The sequence below is a fragment of the Natronomonas salinimetallica genome, from assembly GCF_013839515.1.
GTDB lineage: Archaea > Halobacteriota > Halobacteria > Halobacteriales > Haloarculaceae > Natronomonas.
This window is the reverse complement of the sequence record NZ_JACDNQ010000013.1, coordinates 57523-73701: the sequence shown is the minus strand read 5'-3', so window position 1 is coordinate 73701 and position 16179 is coordinate 57523. Positions and strand designations below refer to the sequence as shown.

At 67.2% G+C, this 16179-nt stretch carries 18 protein-coding genes and 1 pseudogene; 8 read left to right on the top strand and 11 right to left on the bottom strand.

Going from position 1 to position 16179, the window contains the following annotated elements; all coding sequences use genetic code 11:
- The first annotated feature begins 64 nt into the window (after nucleotides 1-64).
- The 3 genes from pyrG to HZR14_RS11000 are packed head-to-tail and all read left to right on the top strand — an operon-like array spanning nucleotide 65 to nucleotide 2950.
- Entirely contained in the window at nucleotides 65-1711 is a 1647-nt protein-coding gene (gene pyrG, locus HZR14_RS11010) for a CTP synthase (RefSeq protein WP_181692917.1), read from the top strand.
- A complete protein-coding gene (gene guaA, locus HZR14_RS11005) occupies nucleotides 1711-2628 on the top strand; it encodes a glutamine-hydrolyzing GMP synthase (RefSeq protein ID WP_181692916.1) in 918 nt (305 codons plus the stop codon). The genes pyrG and guaA overlap by 1 nt, the downstream gene beginning before the upstream one ends.
- Nucleotides 2621-2950, top strand: a complete 330-nt coding sequence (locus tag HZR14_RS11000; protein ID WP_181692915.1) for a DUF7126 family protein — start codon at nucleotides 2621-2623, stop codon at nucleotides 2948-2950. The genes guaA and HZR14_RS11000 overlap by 8 nt, the downstream gene beginning before the upstream one ends.
- A 4-nt stretch (nucleotides 2951-2954) precedes the next feature.
- Here the strand turns inward: HZR14_RS11000 and HZR14_RS10995 are convergent, their stop codons facing one another.
- Complete coding sequence (locus tag HZR14_RS10995; protein ID WP_181692914.1) at nucleotides 2955-3950, bottom strand: phosphate uptake regulator PhoU; 996 nt, start codon at nucleotides 3948-3950, stop codon at nucleotides 2955-2957.
- Between the two features lie 200 nt (nucleotides 3951-4150).
- Here HZR14_RS10995 and HZR14_RS10990 point away from each other — a divergent pair, with 200 nt between their 5' ends.
- The 3 genes from HZR14_RS10990 to phoU all read left to right on the top strand — a co-directional run bounded on the left by HZR14_RS10990 (nucleotide 4151) and on the right by phoU (nucleotide 5964).
- Nucleotides 4151-4315, top strand: coding sequence for a hypothetical protein (locus tag HZR14_RS10990; protein ID WP_181692913.1), 165 nt, complete (start codon nucleotides 4151-4153; stop codon nucleotides 4313-4315).
- 18 nt (nucleotides 4316-4333) lie between these two features.
- Nucleotides 4334-5185, top strand: coding sequence for a phosphate ABC transporter ATP-binding protein PstB (gene pstB / locus HZR14_RS10985; protein WP_181692912.1), 852 nt, complete (start codon nucleotides 4334-4336; stop codon nucleotides 5183-5185).
- Between the two features lie 98 nt (nucleotides 5186-5283).
- Complete coding sequence (phoU, locus tag HZR14_RS10980) at nucleotides 5284-5964, top strand: phosphate signaling complex protein PhoU (protein WP_181692911.1); 681 nt, start codon at nucleotides 5284-5286, stop codon at nucleotides 5962-5964.
- Nucleotides 5965-5983: 19 nt separating this feature from the next.
- Here the strand turns inward: phoU and HZR14_RS10975 are convergent, their stop codons facing one another.
- The 3 genes from HZR14_RS10975 to HZR14_RS10965 all read right to left on the bottom strand — a co-directional run bounded on the left by HZR14_RS10975 (nucleotide 5984) and on the right by HZR14_RS10965 (nucleotide 8093).
- Nucleotides 5984-6640: a cyclase family protein gene (locus HZR14_RS10975; RefSeq protein ID WP_181692910.1), complete on the bottom strand. Its 657-nt coding sequence runs from the start codon at nucleotides 6638-6640 to the stop codon at nucleotides 5984-5986.
- 145 nt (nucleotides 6641-6785) lie between these two features.
- On the bottom strand, nucleotides 6786-7820 hold the full coding sequence (gene asd / locus HZR14_RS10970; RefSeq protein WP_181692909.1) for an aspartate-semialdehyde dehydrogenase: 1035 nt from the start codon (nucleotides 7818-7820) through the stop codon (nucleotides 6786-6788).
- Between the two features lie 81 nt (nucleotides 7821-7901).
- Nucleotides 7902-8093, bottom strand: coding sequence for a 30S ribosomal protein S17e (locus HZR14_RS10965; protein WP_181692908.1), 192 nt, complete (start codon nucleotides 8091-8093; stop codon nucleotides 7902-7904).
- 187 nt (nucleotides 8094-8280) lie between these two features.
- Here HZR14_RS10965 and HZR14_RS10960 point away from each other — a divergent pair, with 187 nt between their 5' ends.
- Nucleotides 8281-8445, top strand: a complete 165-nt coding sequence (locus tag HZR14_RS10960; protein WP_181692907.1) for a hypothetical protein — start codon at nucleotides 8281-8283, stop codon at nucleotides 8443-8445.
- A gap of 64 nt (nucleotides 8446-8509) precedes the next feature.
- On the opposite strand, the gene HZR14_RS10955 is transcribed toward HZR14_RS10960, so the two are convergent.
- From HZR14_RS10955 to cofD, 7 genes and pseudogenes are all read right to left on the bottom strand, one after another.
- Complete coding sequence (locus HZR14_RS10955; protein ID WP_181692906.1) at nucleotides 8510-9499, bottom strand: metal ABC transporter permease; 990 nt, start codon at nucleotides 9497-9499, stop codon at nucleotides 8510-8512.
- Nucleotides 9496-10158: pseudogene (locus HZR14_RS10950) on the bottom strand (metal ABC transporter ATP-binding protein); the annotation flags it as partial. The gene HZR14_RS10955 and the pseudogene HZR14_RS10950, both read right to left, overlap by 4 nt.
- A gap of 120 nt (nucleotides 10159-10278) precedes the next feature.
- Complete coding sequence (locus HZR14_RS10945; RefSeq protein ID WP_181692904.1) at nucleotides 10279-11340, bottom strand: metal ABC transporter substrate-binding protein; 1062 nt, start codon at nucleotides 11338-11340, stop codon at nucleotides 10279-10281.
- 152 nt (nucleotides 11341-11492) lie between these two features.
- A complete protein-coding gene (locus HZR14_RS10940) occupies nucleotides 11493-12107 on the bottom strand; it encodes a DUF447 domain-containing protein (RefSeq protein WP_181692903.1) in 615 nt (204 codons plus the stop codon).
- 1 nt (nucleotide 12108) lies between these two features.
- Nucleotides 12109-12942: a triphosphoribosyl-dephospho-CoA synthase gene (locus tag HZR14_RS10935; RefSeq protein WP_181692902.1), complete on the bottom strand. Its 834-nt coding sequence runs from the start codon at nucleotides 12940-12942 to the stop codon at nucleotides 12109-12111.
- Nucleotides 12935-13717 carry a tRNA-dihydrouridine synthase gene (locus HZR14_RS10930; RefSeq protein ID WP_181692901.1) on the bottom strand — a complete coding sequence of 261 codons (783 nt, stop codon included), beginning with the start codon at nucleotides 13715-13717 and terminating at the stop codon, nucleotides 12935-12937. Before HZR14_RS10930 ends, HZR14_RS10935 begins: the two co-directional genes overlap by 8 nt.
- Nucleotides 13717-14721, bottom strand: coding sequence for a 2-phospho-L-lactate transferase (gene cofD / locus HZR14_RS10925; RefSeq protein WP_181692900.1), 1005 nt, complete (start codon nucleotides 14719-14721; stop codon nucleotides 13717-13719). Before cofD ends, HZR14_RS10930 begins: the two co-directional genes overlap by 1 nt.
- Nucleotides 14722-14840: 119 nt before the next feature.
- On the opposite strand from cofD, the gene HZR14_RS10920 reads away from it, so the two are divergent.
- Nucleotides 14841-16058 carry an HD domain-containing protein gene (locus HZR14_RS10920; RefSeq protein WP_181692899.1) on the top strand — a complete coding sequence of 406 codons (1218 nt, stop codon included), beginning with the start codon at nucleotides 14841-14843 and terminating at the stop codon, nucleotides 16056-16058.
- Nucleotides 16059-16179 lie beyond the last annotated feature (121 nt).

Sequence of the window (16179 nt, the reverse complement as noted above, 5' to 3'; positions counted from 1 at the left end):
GGCCGCCGGAGCGTGCAAAAAGGTCGTTCGAAATCGTTTTGTCCGACGCTCGCGCACCGTCAGTATGCCGACGGAGCTTACTGACTACGATCCCACACTAGGGAACAAATTCATTTTCGTTACCGGCGGTGTGATGTCCGGACTCGGCAAGGGCATCACAGCGGCGAGTACCGGACGACTGCTCGCGAACGCCGGCTTCGACGTCACGGCGGTAAAGATCGATCCGTACCTCAACGTCGACGCGGGGACGATGAACCCCTACCAGCACGGCGAGGTGTACGTCCTCAAAGACGGCGGCGAGGTCGACCTCGACCTCGGAAACTACGAGCGGTTTCTCGACATCGACATGACGTTCGATCACAACGTCACGACGGGCAAGACCTACCGCCACGTGATCGAAAAGGAGCGCGCGGGCGATTATCTGGGCAACACCGTCCAGATCATCCCGCACATCACGGACGACATCAAGCGTCGGATCCGGGAGGCCGCCGAAGGCCACGACGTCTGTCTCATCGAGGTCGGCGGCACCGTCGGCGACATCGAGGGGATGCCGTATCTCGAGGCGCTGCGGCAGTTCGCCCACGAGGAGGACGACGAGGACATCCTCTTTACGCACGTCACGTTGGTGCCGTACTCGAAGAACGGCGAGCAAAAGACGAAGCCGACCCAACACTCCGTCAAGGAACTCCGCTCGATCGGCCTCCAGCCGGACATCCTCGTCGGGCGCTGTGACGACGAACTCGACCCCGAGACGAAAGAGAAGATCGCGCTCTTTTGTGACGTACCCGTCGAGGCGGTGTTTTCGAACCCCGACGTCGAGGACATTTATCACGTCCCGCTGATGGTCGAAGACGAGGGGCTCGACGAGTACGTGATGTCCGAACTCGGCCTCGAGACCGAGGCGATCCCCGAATCCGAACGCGAAAACGAGTGGCGCGAGATCGTCACCCAGGCGGCGACCGACGAGATCGACATCGCTCTCGTCGGCAAGTACGCCCTGGAAGACGCCTACCTCTCGATTCACGAGTCGCTCAAACACGCCGGCTTTCAGACCAACACCGATATCAACGTCCTGTGGGTCGACGCCGACGAGATGGACGACGCCCACGCCGACCGCCTCGGCGAGGCGGACGGAGTAATCGTTCCCGGCGGGTTCGGCGCCCGTGGGATGGGCGGGAAGATCGAAGCCGCCCGCTACGCCCGCGAGAACGACGTTCCATTCCTCGGGCTCTGTCTCGGCTTCCAGATGGCGGTCGTCGAGTTCGCCCGGAACGTCTGTGGGTTCGAGGACGCCCACTCGGCGGAGATGGACGAATCGACGCCGCACCCGGTCATCGACATCCTCCCCGAACAGTACGAGATCGAGGACATGGGCGGGACGATGCGGCTCGGAGCCCACGAGACCGAGATCGAACCCGGGACGCTCGCCCACGACGTCTACGGGGACACCTCCTGTACCGAGCGCCACCGACACCGATACGAGGTCAAACCCGAGTACATCGAGGCCTTAGAGGAGGCGGGGCTCGTCTTCTCCGGGCGGGCGGGCAACCGCATGGAGATCCTCGAACTCCCCGAACACCCGTTCTTTTTCGGGACGCAGTTCCACCCCGAGTTCCGTTCACGGCCGGGACGGGCCTCGCCGCCGTTCGTCCGGTTCGTCGAGACGATCCTCGGGGCCGACGAGACGGACCGCGAGGAGGTGACGGCCTGATGGTCGACTCCGAGTCGTTCATCGACGAGAAGGTCGCGGAGATCGAGGCGGCGATCGGCGATTCGAACGCGGTCATCGCGCTGTCGGGCGGCGTCGACTCCTCGACGGCCGCCGCGCTCGCCTACGAGGCCATCGGCGACCAACTCACGCCGGTGTACGTCGATACCGGGCTGATGCGGAAAGGCGAGACCGAGGAGATCGAAGAGACGTTCTCGTACATGGAGAGTCTCCGGGTCGTCGACGCCCGAGAGCGGTTTCTCGACGCGCTGTCGGGGATCACCGATCCCGAGGAGAAACGCCACGCCATCGGCGAGGGGTTCATCCGCGAGTTCGAGACGGTCGCCCGCGAGGTCGACGCCCAATTCCTCGTTCAGGGGACGATCTACCCCGACCGGATCGAGAGCGAGGGGACGATCAAATCCCACCACAACGTCGGCGGCCTCCCCGAGGTCGTCGACTTCGAAGGGATCGTCGAGCCGATGCGCGATCTCTACAAAGACGAGGTTCGGGAGGTCGCCCGCGCGCTCGACCTCGAGGAGGTCGTCTCCGAGCGGATGCCGTTCCCCGGGCCGGGCCTCGCCGTCCGCGTCCTCGGGGAAGTGACCGAGGAGAAACTCGAGGTGGCCCGCGAGGCCAACCACGTCGTCGAGGAGGAACTCGAAGAGCACGAGCCCTGGCAAGCGCTCGCGGCCGTACTCGGAAAGGCCACGGGCGTCAAGGGCGACAACCGGGTCCACGGCTGGGTCGTCGCCGTCCGGTCCGTCGAATCGCGCGACGGGATGACTGCCCGGGCCCAGAAGGTCGATTGGGCGACGCTCCAGCGCATCCAATCGCGGATCACGGGCGAAAACGACACTGTCTCGCGCGTCGTCTATGACGTGACGCACAAGCCACCGGCGACGATCGAATATGAGTGAGGTCGTCGTCGCGGGCGGCGACCCCGATGGGATCGCTGCGGCGCTCGAAACACGGGGTGCGACGGTTCGGTACGCCGAGGGAACCGCGAGCCGGTCGGCGCTGGAGGCGGCGGGCATCGAGGACGCGGACACGCTCGTGTTGACCGATGCCGGATTGGCGACGGCTGTGCCCGTCGCGATAGACCGCAACCCCGACGTCCGGGTCGTCATCTACACCCGCGATTCGGTCCCGGAGTTTATCAAGGGCCAGGCGGGCCACATCGTCGACCCCGATCTGCTCGACGCCGACACCGTCGCCGAGGAACTGCTCCGAGGGACGTAGGCGATCAGGGCCGCGGGGCCGCGTTCTGGAGGGCGGTCTCGGCGACGTTGCCGCCGTAGTCGGCGCTTCTCGACAGCGAATCGACGATCAACCCGAGCAACTGGGCCTGCTGGGACTCTAGTTCCCGGACCTCGTCGTCGACCGCCCGGGAGAGTTCGTCGATCCGGACGACGCGCTGTCGGGCGTCGTTAGCGAGGTCGGTCGCGCGGTCGGAGTCCTCCTCTAAGAGCGCGTCCATTCCCATCTCGATGACGTTTGTCGATTCCTCGAGGAGCGCATCGAGGGCCTCGGCGGCGTCCTCGGGCGGGGCGCCGAGCGACTGGGCGTGGGTCGCGATCTTCGCCGCGTGGTCGCCGACCCGTTCGAGCTGGCGGGCACTCGAGTGGTAGTCGAAACACGTCTCACGGTCGAGGCCGATCGCTGCGGCCGCAGAGGGGTCTCTAAGCACGGATCGAAATACCCGCGAGACCATAGACCAGAGCCGATCGACGTCGTCGTCGCGCTGGACGACGTCGGCTGCCAGATCGTCGTCGTCCGCCAGAAGCGCCGCGACGGCGTCGGCGAGCATCGTCGTCGAGACGAGCCGCATCCGGGTAATGGCGTTGTGCATCGACAGCTCCGAGGAGTCGAGTAGGTCCTGTAGCCTGACTCGCTCCGAGGTCTCGCCGATGACCTCGAGGCCGACGAGCCCCTGGGTTGCATCCCGTATCGTCCGGCGTTGTGCGGCGGTTACCTGTGTGGTCTCGAGCGTGACGATGTCGAAGCCGCTGACGTACATCGTCACGACCGCACGCATCAGCTCGTCGCCCTCCAGCCCGGTGATGTCGAGCGTCCCTTCGACTTTCCGTTCCTCGCGCTGTGGAGTCAAAAGCAGGGTATCGCCCTCCGGATGAAACTCGACGACGCTCCCGCCACTGACGTCGTTTTCGGTCGCCCATTCTTTCGGAAGCGAAACGGTATACGTCGAGCCGCCCGTCACCTGGACCTTGCGGGTCTCCATATCCCCGGATACAGGATATGGATATAAATCACTGTCGAGATATATAGTCGGGTACTGATGCGACGGTGCCCCCGCTTACGCCCGGATAGGCCCGAACGCGGCGCGGACGACGGAAGATTTAGTGAGAAATATAGTGTCAAATATATCCCTATATAAATAACATAGTTGGGTACTTACGTCTACGTGTGGCCACTACGATAATGACACGAGGTCGGGAGCCGACTCCCGCCGTGTCGGTCCCCCATCGAAGCGTCCTCGCAGCCACCGGGTGTGGCGTCTCCGGTCTCTCGGAGTATCCCGTTCGCGGTGAGGACAGCGGCCTCGGGAACGTCGCCCGGAGCGGCGGCGGCTGTGATCCACGGTAGATACGAGAGCAACTGACAATGAGCTTCGAAGACACGGCCGATCCGACGACGGACACCGAATCGCTCGCCGACTCGCCCGCGGCCGGGCTAGACGACACAACGACGCGCCGCGGCACGGGCCGGGCGGTCATCGCTGCCCGCGGTATCGACGTCCGGTACGGCGACACACAGGCGCTTTCGGACATCACGATGGACATCCCGGAGGGAATGGTGACGGCGCTCATCGGCCCCTCCGGCTGCGGCAAATCGACGTTCCTGCGGTGTATCAACCGGATGAACGACCTGATCGATACCTGCCACGTCGACGGCGAACTCCGGCTGTACGACAAGAACGTCTACGACGACGACGTCGACCCGGTGGCGCTGCGCCGGAAGGTCGGGATGGTGTTTCAAAAGCCGAACCCCTTCCCCAAGAGCATTCACGACAACGTCGCCTACGGGCTGAACATCCAGGGCTACGACGGCGACGTCGACGCGAGAGTCGAGGAGTCCCTGCGCGCGGCGGCGCTTTGGGACGAGGTCAAAGGCCAACTCGACGAGTCGGGACTCGCGCTCTCGGGCGGCCAACAACAGCGGCTCTGTATCGCCCGGGCGATCGCGCCCGACCCCGACGTGGTTCTGATGGACGAACCCGCCTCGGCGCTCGATCCCGTTGCGACCTCGAAGATCGAGGACCTCATCGACGACCTGGCCGAGGAGTACACCGTCGTCATCGTCACCCACAACATGCAACAGGCCGCCCGGATCTCCGATAAGACGGCCGTCTTCCTCACCGGCGGGGAACTCGTCGAGTTCGGCGACACCGACGCGATCTTCGAGAACCCCGACAGCGAACGCGTAGAGAACTATATCACGGGAAAGTTCGGGTAGTGATGACCGGCCGCCGGGGTGGATAAATGTGGATGCGGTGAACGCCACACGTCCGACGCCCCGGAAAAGACATACCGGCGAAGACACAAGCGGATCCAATGGCACGCAAGGGATTCCAACGGCAACTGGTCGAACTCCGTGAGAACGTCCTCTACATGAGCGAGATCGTTCTCGAACGGATGCGAACCGGGCTGAACGCTCTCGAAACCAAGGACGAATCGCTCGCCAACGAGGTCATCGAAGGCGACCACGAGATCAACGAACTGTACCTCGAACTGGAACAGAACTGCATCGACCTCTTTGCGCTCCAACAGCCCGTTGCGGGCGATCTCCGTTTCATCGCCGCCTCGTTCAAAATCATCACGGATCTGGAGCGCGTTGCCGACCTCGCGACGAATCTCGGCGACTACACGCTGGAAGCCACCCGGGATATGTACCCCAACGTCGACATCCAGGGGATCGGCAACGCGGTCATCGAGATGGTCGAGAGCGCCATGACGGCCTACGCCGAGGAGGACGTCGATGCCTGTTTCGAGATCGACGGCCGCGACGACGAGGTCGACGACCTCTGTGAGCGGGCTTCGAGCATCGTCGTCCGGGACCTGATCGAGACGGAGATCGACGATGGGTCCTCCGACGAGGAGATCGAGACGCTCATGACCGAGGTCTCACGGCTGCTTCTTACGATCCGGGATCTCGAACGCGTCGGCGATCACGCCGTCAACATCGCCGCCCGGACGTTGTACATGGTCGACAACAGCGACGAACTGATCTACTGATCGGCGGCCGACCGACAGCTTACCGGTCGGCGTCCGTATCCGGGTGCTCGCGGGCAAACGCCCGAACCGGCGAGCCGTCCCCGTCGGCGATCGAGAGCGGGACGACGAAGAGCCGACAGCGGCCCAGCCCCTCGAGGTTCGTCAGGTTCTCGACGATGAGACGATCGTTTCCGAGCAGGCGGCGGTGTGTCGGGACCCCGGTCGGTTCTTCCGGGGCGGTGGTTCCGCCCGGCGTCGGGTCGGGGTTCAGCGTATCGAGACCGACCGACCACCCGGCCTCGACGCAGCGGTCCGCCGCCTCGGGGGTCAAATACGGGTGATCGAGATACCGAGGGGTCCCCCAGTGGTCGTCCCACCCGGTCCGGACGAGGAGGATTTCGCCGCCGTCGTCGTCGGGCAGCGCCGACGGCCCGATCGGCGCTCGCGCGCCGAGGCCGGTACAGTCGACCGTCCGGGCGTCGAGGACGAACCGACCGACGTCGAAGCCGTCGATCGAGCCGTCGAGACCGACGTGGCTCGGCGCGTCGATGTGGGTTCCGGTGTGGGTCCCACAGGTGATCTCCGCAACGCGGTAGCCGTCTGAGTCGACGGTTGCGACCGGTTCGACCGATACCTCGGGGTCGCCGGGGAACCGCTGCATTCCGGTCTCGATCGGGTGTGAGAGGTCGTGGTACATCGGGGGGACAAAACGCCGTGTCAGCCCGTGGGACTTATACTGGTGGACGAAATCAAATGAAACCGACTCACGAGTGATCCGCCGTTCGCTCCGTCGAACGGCGTGATCCTCGTGCGTCGTGTGTACATTCTTTTGTCCGTCAGTATTAGAGGTAGCCTTCCTCGAGCAGCAACTCGCCGTTCAGGATGCTCGCGCCGGCGGCCCCGCGCATGGTGTTGTGAGCCAGACAGTTGAACTGGACCCCGTGGCTCGTCGTCTCGACCCCGCCCGCGGCGACGGCCATCCCGCCGCCGAGGTTCCGGTCGAGTCGGGGCTGTGGGCGATCCGGTTCCTCGAACACCTCGATGAGTTGGTCCGGTGAGGAGTACAGATCGATCCCCGGGTAGGATTCGAAGGCCTCGACGACGGCTTCGGGGTCGGGGTCGTCGGCGAGGTCGGCCCAGACGTTCTCGAGATGCCCGTCCAGCGTCGGGACGCGGTTACACGAGGCCGATACGTCGGCGCCGTGGAGGCTGACTTCGCTCCCGTCGAAGGAGCCGAGAAGCTTGCGGGATTCGGTCTCCATCTTGTCGGCTTCGCCGCCGATGTGGGGGATGACGTTGTCGATGATCTCCATCGAGGTCACGCCGGAGTAGCCGGCCCCGGAGACGGCCTGCAGCGTCGAGACGTGGACCCGATCGAGGCCGAACGTATCGAGGGCCGCGAGCGTCGGCACCATCGTGATCGTCGAGCAGTTGGGGTTTTTGATCAACGCGCCGTCCCAGCCGCGCTCATCGCGTTGGACCTCGATCAGCCCGAGGTGGTCGGCGTTGATTTCGGGGATCGTGAGCGGGATGTCCTCGTCCATCCGGCCGTTCGAGGAGTTCGAGGAGACGACGTAGCCCTCTTCGACGAACTCGGGTTCGACCGCCGCCCCGACGCCGGAGGGCAAAGACGAAAAGAGCAACTCGACGTCGTCAGGGACCTCCTCGGGATCCGTCTCGACGACGGTGATGTCGTCGACGCTCTCGGGGATCGGCGAGTCGACGCGCCACTTGGCGGCGTCGCGGTACGTTCGGCCGGCGCTCGCCCCCGAGGCGGTGAGCGTGGCGATCTCGAATTCGGGATGCGGTGCGAGCAGTTGGATGAGTCGTTGGCCGACGGCGCCGGTCGCGCCGAGGACACCTACGCGGGTGGACATTGACGGTGGTATGGCGAGCCACAGGAAAACGGTTGTGGAACTCGCCCGTCAGCTACCGGCCGAAAACGAACGATCGTTGGACTACGCGTTCTGGGGGACGCGCTGCTTGCGGGTGACGTATCCGGCGATCCGGTTGCGGACGCCCTTGGAATCGACGTTGGTCAGCTCCTCGACGACGTCCTTGTTGTGTTCGAAGTCGTCACCGAACGCCTTCGGGTACCGTTCCATGAGCAGCGTCGCGGTTTTTTTCACGTAGGCGGGTTTGATAGCCATTGATACCGGCATCTACCGCTGTGGTACCTAAAAAAGGTTCGAAAGGGTTCCCGAGCCGACCCGCGGGGGCCGCCGAGTCGCCCCCAGTCGGCGCGCGTAGTTGCCCCCAGTCGGCGCGCGTAGTTGCCCCCAGTCGGTGGTATCGTATCCGGCAGCGTTATCCACACCCCGTGTCGAAGGACGCCATATGCTGGAGATACCGTTGCACGCCGGAACAGCACACTCCGATCTCACGCTCGTCGTCCTCTCGGGTCTGCTCGCGTTCCTCGCGGGCATCGGGCTCGGGAGTCATGGAGAGCGACTCCGCGCGTTCGTTCGCACACTCACCGCTACCTCGGACTCGACGGAGTGACGGCCGAAAGCAATCGCCCGTCCGTCCGACGGCCGAAAACAATCGCCCGTCCGTCCGATAGCATCTATCGGTCGGCCGAACGCCCCTCGGAGGTCGATCCGGCCCCGGCGACGGCGTCGGGATCCGAGCCGAGTTTGCCGAGCAGGACCGCGCCGACATATATGCCGACGGCGACGAGAACGATGGTCCCGCCGGCGGTCGTCTCATAATAAAACGAGAGCGTGATGCCGACGAGGACCGCGAGTTCGGCCAGGACGACCGACGCGAGAAGCGCCTCCCGGAAGCTCCGGGCGACCTGGGCGGCCCCGGCGACGGGGACGACGAGCATCGCGGCGACGAGAATGACGCCCATGATCTGCATCGCGCCGACGACGACCATCGCCGTGAGCATGGCGACGATCCGGTTGTACCAGCGGACGTCGATCCCGGCGACGCGGGCGGCCGTCTCGTCGAAGGTGACGTAGAGGAGCTGTTTGTACGTCGCGCCGACGACGAGCGTGATGACCGAGAACAGCCCGACGAGAAGGACCGTGTTTTCGTTGGTGACCGTCGAGAGGTTCCCGAAGAGGTACTGGTTGACGCCGACGGCGAGGCCGCCGGAATCGAGACTGATAAGCACCGCCCCCAGTGCGAAGCCCGTCGAGAGCACGATCGCCATCGAGACGTCGTTGTAGGCGTCGGTCACCTCCGAGATCAACTCGATCGCGAGCGCGGCGATCATCGCGACGACGACCGCCGTGAGATACGGCGAGATCCCCGTCCCGAGGGTCGCGTTGACGAACAGCCCGACCGCCACGCCGGCGAACGCCGTGTGCGCGAGGGCGTCCCCGATCAGTGCGAGCTGTCGGTGGACGAGGAACGTCCCGATTAGCGGGGCCATCACCGCGATGAGGATCCCCACCAGAAACGCTCGGTGCATGAAACCGTACTCGAGCATCACGAGGCCCGATCCGTCGGCGACGGCCAACAGAAGGTCGCTCCAGCGATCGAGCAGCCACATCAAAGCATCGTCGGGAAGCCCGACGACGGCCGGCACGAGGCGGCCCCCGATCATGCGACGGTCACGTCCCCGTCACGGCGGACGGTGGTCCCGTAGGCCCGATCGAGGGCGTCACTGTCGGCGAACTCGGTGGGTGGGCCGTCGAAGTACACCTCGCGGTTCAGACAGACGACGCGCCCGGCGTGGTCGAGCACCGCCCCGATGTCGTGTTCGACGAGCAGGACCGTCATCCCCTCGCGGTTGAGCCCGTCGAGCAGCCCGAAGAAGGCATCGACCGACTCGGCATCGACACCGACGGTCGGCTCGTCGAGGACGAGCAGATCCGCCTCCCCGGCGAGCGCCCGCGCGATGTAGGCGCGCTGGCGTTGCCCGCCGGAGAGCTTCGTGATCCGTCTGTCGGCGAGACGGTCGATCCCGACCGTCTCGAGCGCGTCCCGGGCTTTCTCCCGATCCTCGGGGCCGATACGGCCGAACCCGGCGTGTGGGAACCGTCCCATGAGGACGACCTCGGCGACGGTGATCGGCATCTTCGTCGCGTTCCCGGTGACGTCCTGGGCGACGTAGCCGACGCGTTCGCGCTCGGCGAAGGCGCCCGCGGGGCTGTCGAAGAGCCGGGCCGATCCCGAATCCGGCTCGTGCAGCCCCAACACGATCCGAAGCAGCGTGCTCTTGCCGGAGCCGTTTGGCCCGACGATGCCGACGTACTCGCCGGACTCGACGGCCAGTGAGACGTCTCGGACGACGGGGGTCGCAGTGTATCCGAAGGAGACGCCCTCGAGTTCGACGAGGCTCACGGGGACCTCGCGACGATGGCTATGTGACTCATAATACGATCACTCGAAGTTCCGCCACTCCGCGTCGAAACCGGCGTCCGGTTCCCCGGCGTCGAGGACGGCCTCGAACGTCGGCATGTTGATGTTGCGCGCGATGTCGACGTATCCCCACCCGCGGTCGGCCCACTGTGGGGTGATCCCGGCGTACGGCGTCACGGGATAGTACGCCTCGACGCCGGTCTCCCCGCGGAGCTGTCTGGCCGGCCGGCGGGGCTCGAAGACCGCCGCGCCGATGTATCGGATGTCGTGCTCGGCGATGGTATCCTGGGCGCGCTGCATATCCGTCGGCCGGACGTCCCCCTCGGCGGCGAGGGTCCTCACGAGCGGCTGGACGGTCGCCCCGTACCGCCGGCCGACGTACTCGAAGGCGTTGTGCGCCGCGAGGAAGACGACGTCGCGCTCGGCGGCCTCGAAGATCGCTGCCCACTCGGCGTCGATGTCGTCGAGTTCCGACCGGACCGCGTCGGCGTTTCCCTCGAGCGCGTCCCGGTGGTCGGGGGCGATCTCGGCGAACCCCTCGGCGACGTTGTCGACCGACCGTTTCGCCAGCCCCGGGTCGAGCCAGAAGTGTGGGTCCTTACCGCCCTCGATCTCCTCTTCCTCGTCGACGGTATCGGCGAGGTCGAGCAGGTCGATCCCCTCGCGGACGTTGATCGAGGCCGTCCCCGCGCCGTCGTCGCGGGCGGTTCGGAGGGCGCGATCCGCCCACGGCTGGAAGTCCGGCCCGACGTTGACGAAGGCGTCCGCGTCGACGATCCGCCGGGTGATCGAGGGGTCCGGGTCCCAGCCGTGTCCGTGGAGGCCGGTCGGTACGAGGTTCTCGACTCGTATCGGCGTCCCCTCGGCGACCCGCCGCGCGAAGTCGTAGAACGTAAAGAACGAGGCGACTGCGACGGGACCGTCGTCGCTGGGGGCCGCGGCTCCGCCGGCGTCGCCGAGGCAGCCGGCGGAACCGACCGCCGCGCCCGCCGCGAGGAACCCCCGGCGGGAGACGCAGGGCGAGCGCTTGTTTCGGTGTCCCCGGCGGGAGACTCGGGACGAGCGCCCGTTTCGGTGTGTCATACCCGTGTTTAGCTACCATCTTACATTAAGTTTGTGTTACAAAATTAAAAGATTAGACTAATCTAATCCATTGGCGCGGAGACGGCTCACCCGGTCTCTGGGCCACAGTCGAAGGTGGGTCGAGTGGGGGCTGACGCCGGTCGAATCGGCGGCTACGGGCGATCCGTCCCGAGCCCCGTATGGTCGAGGAACCGCTCGAAGGCGTCCCGCTCGCGGGGACCGCCACAGCGCTCGACGACGCTCTCGAAGTATTCGATTCGGTCGCGGAGGACAGCCGAGTCGTAGCCGGGGACGTCGAGTCGCGAGGCGGCGACGGTCGCCTCGACGACAGCGTAGTAGCCGCGGTTCGTCGTCGGGACGGTCTCGCGTTCGACCGCCGACTCGACCGGTGTCAGCTCCCACTCGACCCACCGGGTGTCGCCCTCGGTCCCCCGGTCGACCGACTCGACCCCGACTCTCGCCCACGCGTCGGCGCTCGAAAGCACCGGCTCGTCCTCCTCGCGGATCGAACACGCCGCGTCGACGAAGTCGACGGGGTCGGCGGAGAACTGGACGTAGCCGCCGCCGCGCTCGGTGAAATTGCGCCACGTCCGCGTCCGACCCCACGTCCGGGCCGTCACGGGGTCGCCGGCGAACAGGCCGAGGGCGGCGACGTTCCAGCGGCCGTTCGGCCCGAGCGTCGTCACGACCGATTCGGTGACGCCGCGGAGTCCGACGGGCCACTCGGCCCCGGAAGCGCCGGCGGTTCCGGCACCGTTTTCGCCCATGTCACACCTCCAGGCCGCGTTCGAGGGCGACGAAGAGCCCCCCGGCCGTGACGTCGGCGGTCGTTCCGGGGTTTATGCCACGCGCGACGAACTCCTCGGCAAGCGCGTCGGCGTCGGCCTCGCCGTCGAGAACCGCCTGCGCCCGTCGCGTTACCTCCTCGGCGGTCGTCTCGCCGTTCCGCGTGGCGACGAAGGTGTCGGGCTCCCCCGCGAGCAGTCGAACGAACGCCCGCGACGTGCGGCGATAGATCGGTCCCTCGTCGTCGAGGAGCCACCCCGCGGCCTCGAAGCTCCGCTCGAACCCCGAGGTCCACTCCGCGGCGACGCCGTCGCGATCCGCCGAGAGCGCCATCACGTCGTACAGCGTGAGTCCCCGCTCCCGGAGCGCGTCGGCCGCCGCCGCGCCGCGCCGGACGTCCAGCGGATCGAGTCCCTCTGGGGGGTCGTCGACCGCGACGTCGACGTGCTCGAACGCCTCGTAGAAGGCGCAGGCGTCCTCGACGGTCGTCGCCTCGACGGTTTTCGTCACGCCGTCCGGCGTGAGCCGCCCGAAAGCGGCGGCCCGGACCAGCGGCACCGTCACGAGCAGCGCGCCGAACTGGGTGTTCCCGCCCGACTGGCCGCTCATCCCTTCGATCGCCGACTCGAAGGCCGCGCCGACCGGCGCGCCGTCGGCCGCCGCCCGCAGGCCGGGGAGCGCGCCGACCGCGCCGGCGAGAAAGTGCTCGAACCGGAGGTCCCCGTAGTCGCGCTCGCGGTCGACGTTGCCGGGTTTGGGCGTGCCGGCCACCTCTAACAGGAGCGCGAGTTGGCCGTTCTCGGCGGGGTCACGCATCCGGCGTCACCTCCCCGCCCCGCCCGGCCCCGCCGCGCGATCCGTCGAACCACCCGTCGACGGCGCGGCGAACGCGGCGGAGGACCGCCGGATCGTCCGACGGACGGCCCACCGAGACGGCGTCCGCGCCGTACTCGAGATACGCCGCCGCCGTCGCCCGGTCGCGGACGCCGTTGTTGGCGATCACGAACGATTCCGGCGCGGCCGAGACCACCTCGGCGATCACCGACTCGCTATCCATCGCGTCGACGTGGAGGACGTCCGCCCCGGCGTCGACGAGCCGCGAGGCGAGCCCCGGCAGGTCGACGCCGTCGACCTCGGTCCGGAGTTTGGCGCTCACCGTCGCGCCCGCCGCCGAGGCGGCCGCTACCTGCTCGCGGAGGCGCTCGGCGTCCCGGAGCAGCGACTCGCCCGCCCCGGCCGCGCACATCTCGGCCTGTCGGCAGTGGGCGTTCACTTCGAGGATCGCGCCGTGGTCCGCACAGACGGCGGCGGCCGAGCCGACCGTTTCGGGATCGGCGCTCCGGACGTTGAACGCGGGGCGGAGGTCCACGTTCGTCAGCGCGGAGAGCTGACGGTCGAGGAACGCCATCGGCGAGTCGGGCAGGAACTCGTTGCGGTCGCGGTCACAGAGCAGGCGGGCGGCCGCCCGCGTCGGCCCGTCGAGCGCCACCCCGCCGAGGAACGCACAGCCGACGAACGGGTCGGCGGCCCGCGCCCAGCCGGCGTCCGCCTCCCCCGACAGCGAGGCAGCGGCGACGCGTGGCTCGAACATCACGGCCCCTCCGCGCCGACCCGTTCGAGCGCCTCCCGCACGGCTCGACAGACGCGCTCGCCGGCTTCCGGCGTCCCGAGTTCGGTGTCAGTTCGGACGACCGGGCGCTCGAGATCCGTCCCGTCGTCGGTATCGAGGACGAACGCGTCCGCGAACGGATAGGCGTCGGCGACGCCCTCGGTCGAGGGGGCATAGCCCGAGGCGGCCAACAGCTTCGCCGCCGGCCCGGAGAAGACCTGATCTTCGACGAACGGGGAGACCGCGACGACGGGCGTCGATTCCAGCGCCGTCCGGAACCGATCCATCGCGAGCATCGGCCCGACGCTCGTTATCGGGTTCGACGGGCCGACGACGACGGGCGAATCGAGGGCGTCGAGGACGGCGTCGGTCGGGTCGGCGTCGGCCGCCCCCCGGAACTCGACGCGGTCGACGTCGGGACCGGCTCTGTGGCCGACCCAGTACTCCTGGAAGTGCATCGCACCCTCTGAGGTGTGGACGATCGTCGCGACGGGATCGTCGCTCATCGGCAACACGGGGCGATCGAGAGCCAGGGCCTCGGCGAGGGTCGCCGTCGCCGCCGTGAGCGTGCGGCCTTCGTCGATGAGGCCGGTTCGGGTGACGTGGACCGCCCGATCGCGATCACCCAGCCGCATGAACTCCGCGACCCCGGAAAAACGTCGGTGGCGCGAGATCTCCCGCCCCGCGGTCTGTGCGTCCGCGGAGAGATAGCGCGGGCCGGTGTCGAGTCCGGCGTCGTCGGCCAGTCGGTGGACCGCCTCGTGTGTCTCGGTGCTGTCGCCGTCGATTCCCCACCACGTCTCGCGGTCGAGGAGACCGCCCTCCGAAAAGAGCACCGTATCGACGTCCGGACAGACGAGGACGCCGCTCAACTCGACGTCGTCGCCGGTGTTGCAGACGACCGGCGTGTCCGCGGGAGGGAAGACCGACGCCGACCCCCGGAGCAGTTTCGGCGTTCCCGTCCCGCCGGCGAGGAACGTAACCATACCACCGGTTTCGGCCCGACGGATTTGTATCTGACCGTCCGTCGGGTGGACGGGGCCGCCCGCGGGAGCGCTCTCTCGGCGCGACGGTTTTTATCCGATCGCGCCGAACGGTCTCCCGGATGGTCACGATCAAGGACAGCGTTCACGATCACATCGCCATCGACGGGGTTGCGGCGAAGCTGTTGGACACGCCAGCGATTCAGCGGCTCCGGCGGCTCCGACAGCTCGGCACCGTCGGGCTCGTTTACCCGAGCGCGAACCACACGCGCTTCGAGCACTCGCTCGGGGTATACCACCTCGCCGATATGGCGCTCTCGGAGCTTGGGATCGCCGGCCCGCGCGCCGAACGCCTTCGGGCGGCGGCGATCCTCCACGACGTCGGCCACACCCCATTCAGCCACAACACGGAGGCGCTCGTCGCCCGACGGACGGGACGGATGCACGACGAGGTCGACGACCTCCTTCGTGACGGCGAGATCGCTCGCGTGCTGGCGCTTTACGACATCGATCCCGACGCCGTCGCGGACCTGATCGCGGGCGGAGGCGAGTTCGGCCAACTCGTCTCCGGGGAGTTGGACGTCGACCGGATGGACTATCTCGTCCGCGACGCCCACCACACCGGCGTCCCATACGGAACGATCGACACCGGACGGTTGATCCGGGAGCTGCGGTTCGTCGACGGACGGCTCGTGCTCGCGGAGGGAAACGTCCAGACGGCGGAGTCGTTGCTCGTGGCCCGCTCACTCATGAATCCCGTCGTCTACAACCACCACGTCGCGCGCATCTCGAAGTCGATGCTCCGGCGTGCGAGCGAACGGTTGCTCGAGGCCGGCGAAGCGACAGCCTCGGAACTCAGGCGGATGGACGACGCCGGGCTGCTCGTTGCGCTCCGGAACTGCCCCGAGACGGCGGGGTTCGCCCGCCGACTCGATACCCGTTCGCTGTACAAGCGAGCCATCTGGGCCGAGCTCCGGGACGTCCCCGACGGTATCGTCGACGCCAGCCACGAGACGCTCCGGGAGTACGAGCGGGAAATCGCAGCCCGTGCCGGCGTCGCCCCCGACACCGTCATCCTCGACGTCCCCGAGCGCCCCCGGATGAGCGAGTCGACGAGCCGCGTCGTCGTCAACGGTGAGGTCAGGGCGCTCGAAGGACAGTCGACGCTCGTGACGGCGCTCCGGCGGGCGCAAAACGAACAGTGGCGCCTCGGGGTGTATGCGCCAGCGGACGTGGCCGACGCGGTCGGTGAGGCCGCTGCGGACGCGCTCGGGCTGGATCTGGACGCGTTCGTCGTCGACGTACGGAAGGGGATCAACGCCACGCTCGACGAGTTCTGAGATGGCTCGTTGTCGCCGGGGGCGGCGAGGGCCGACCCCGGACCGGGCGCTCGCCGATCCCGCGATACGACAGCCCGTATGGGCCGAATCATCCCCCGCGTTTCGAACTACAACCGATTTA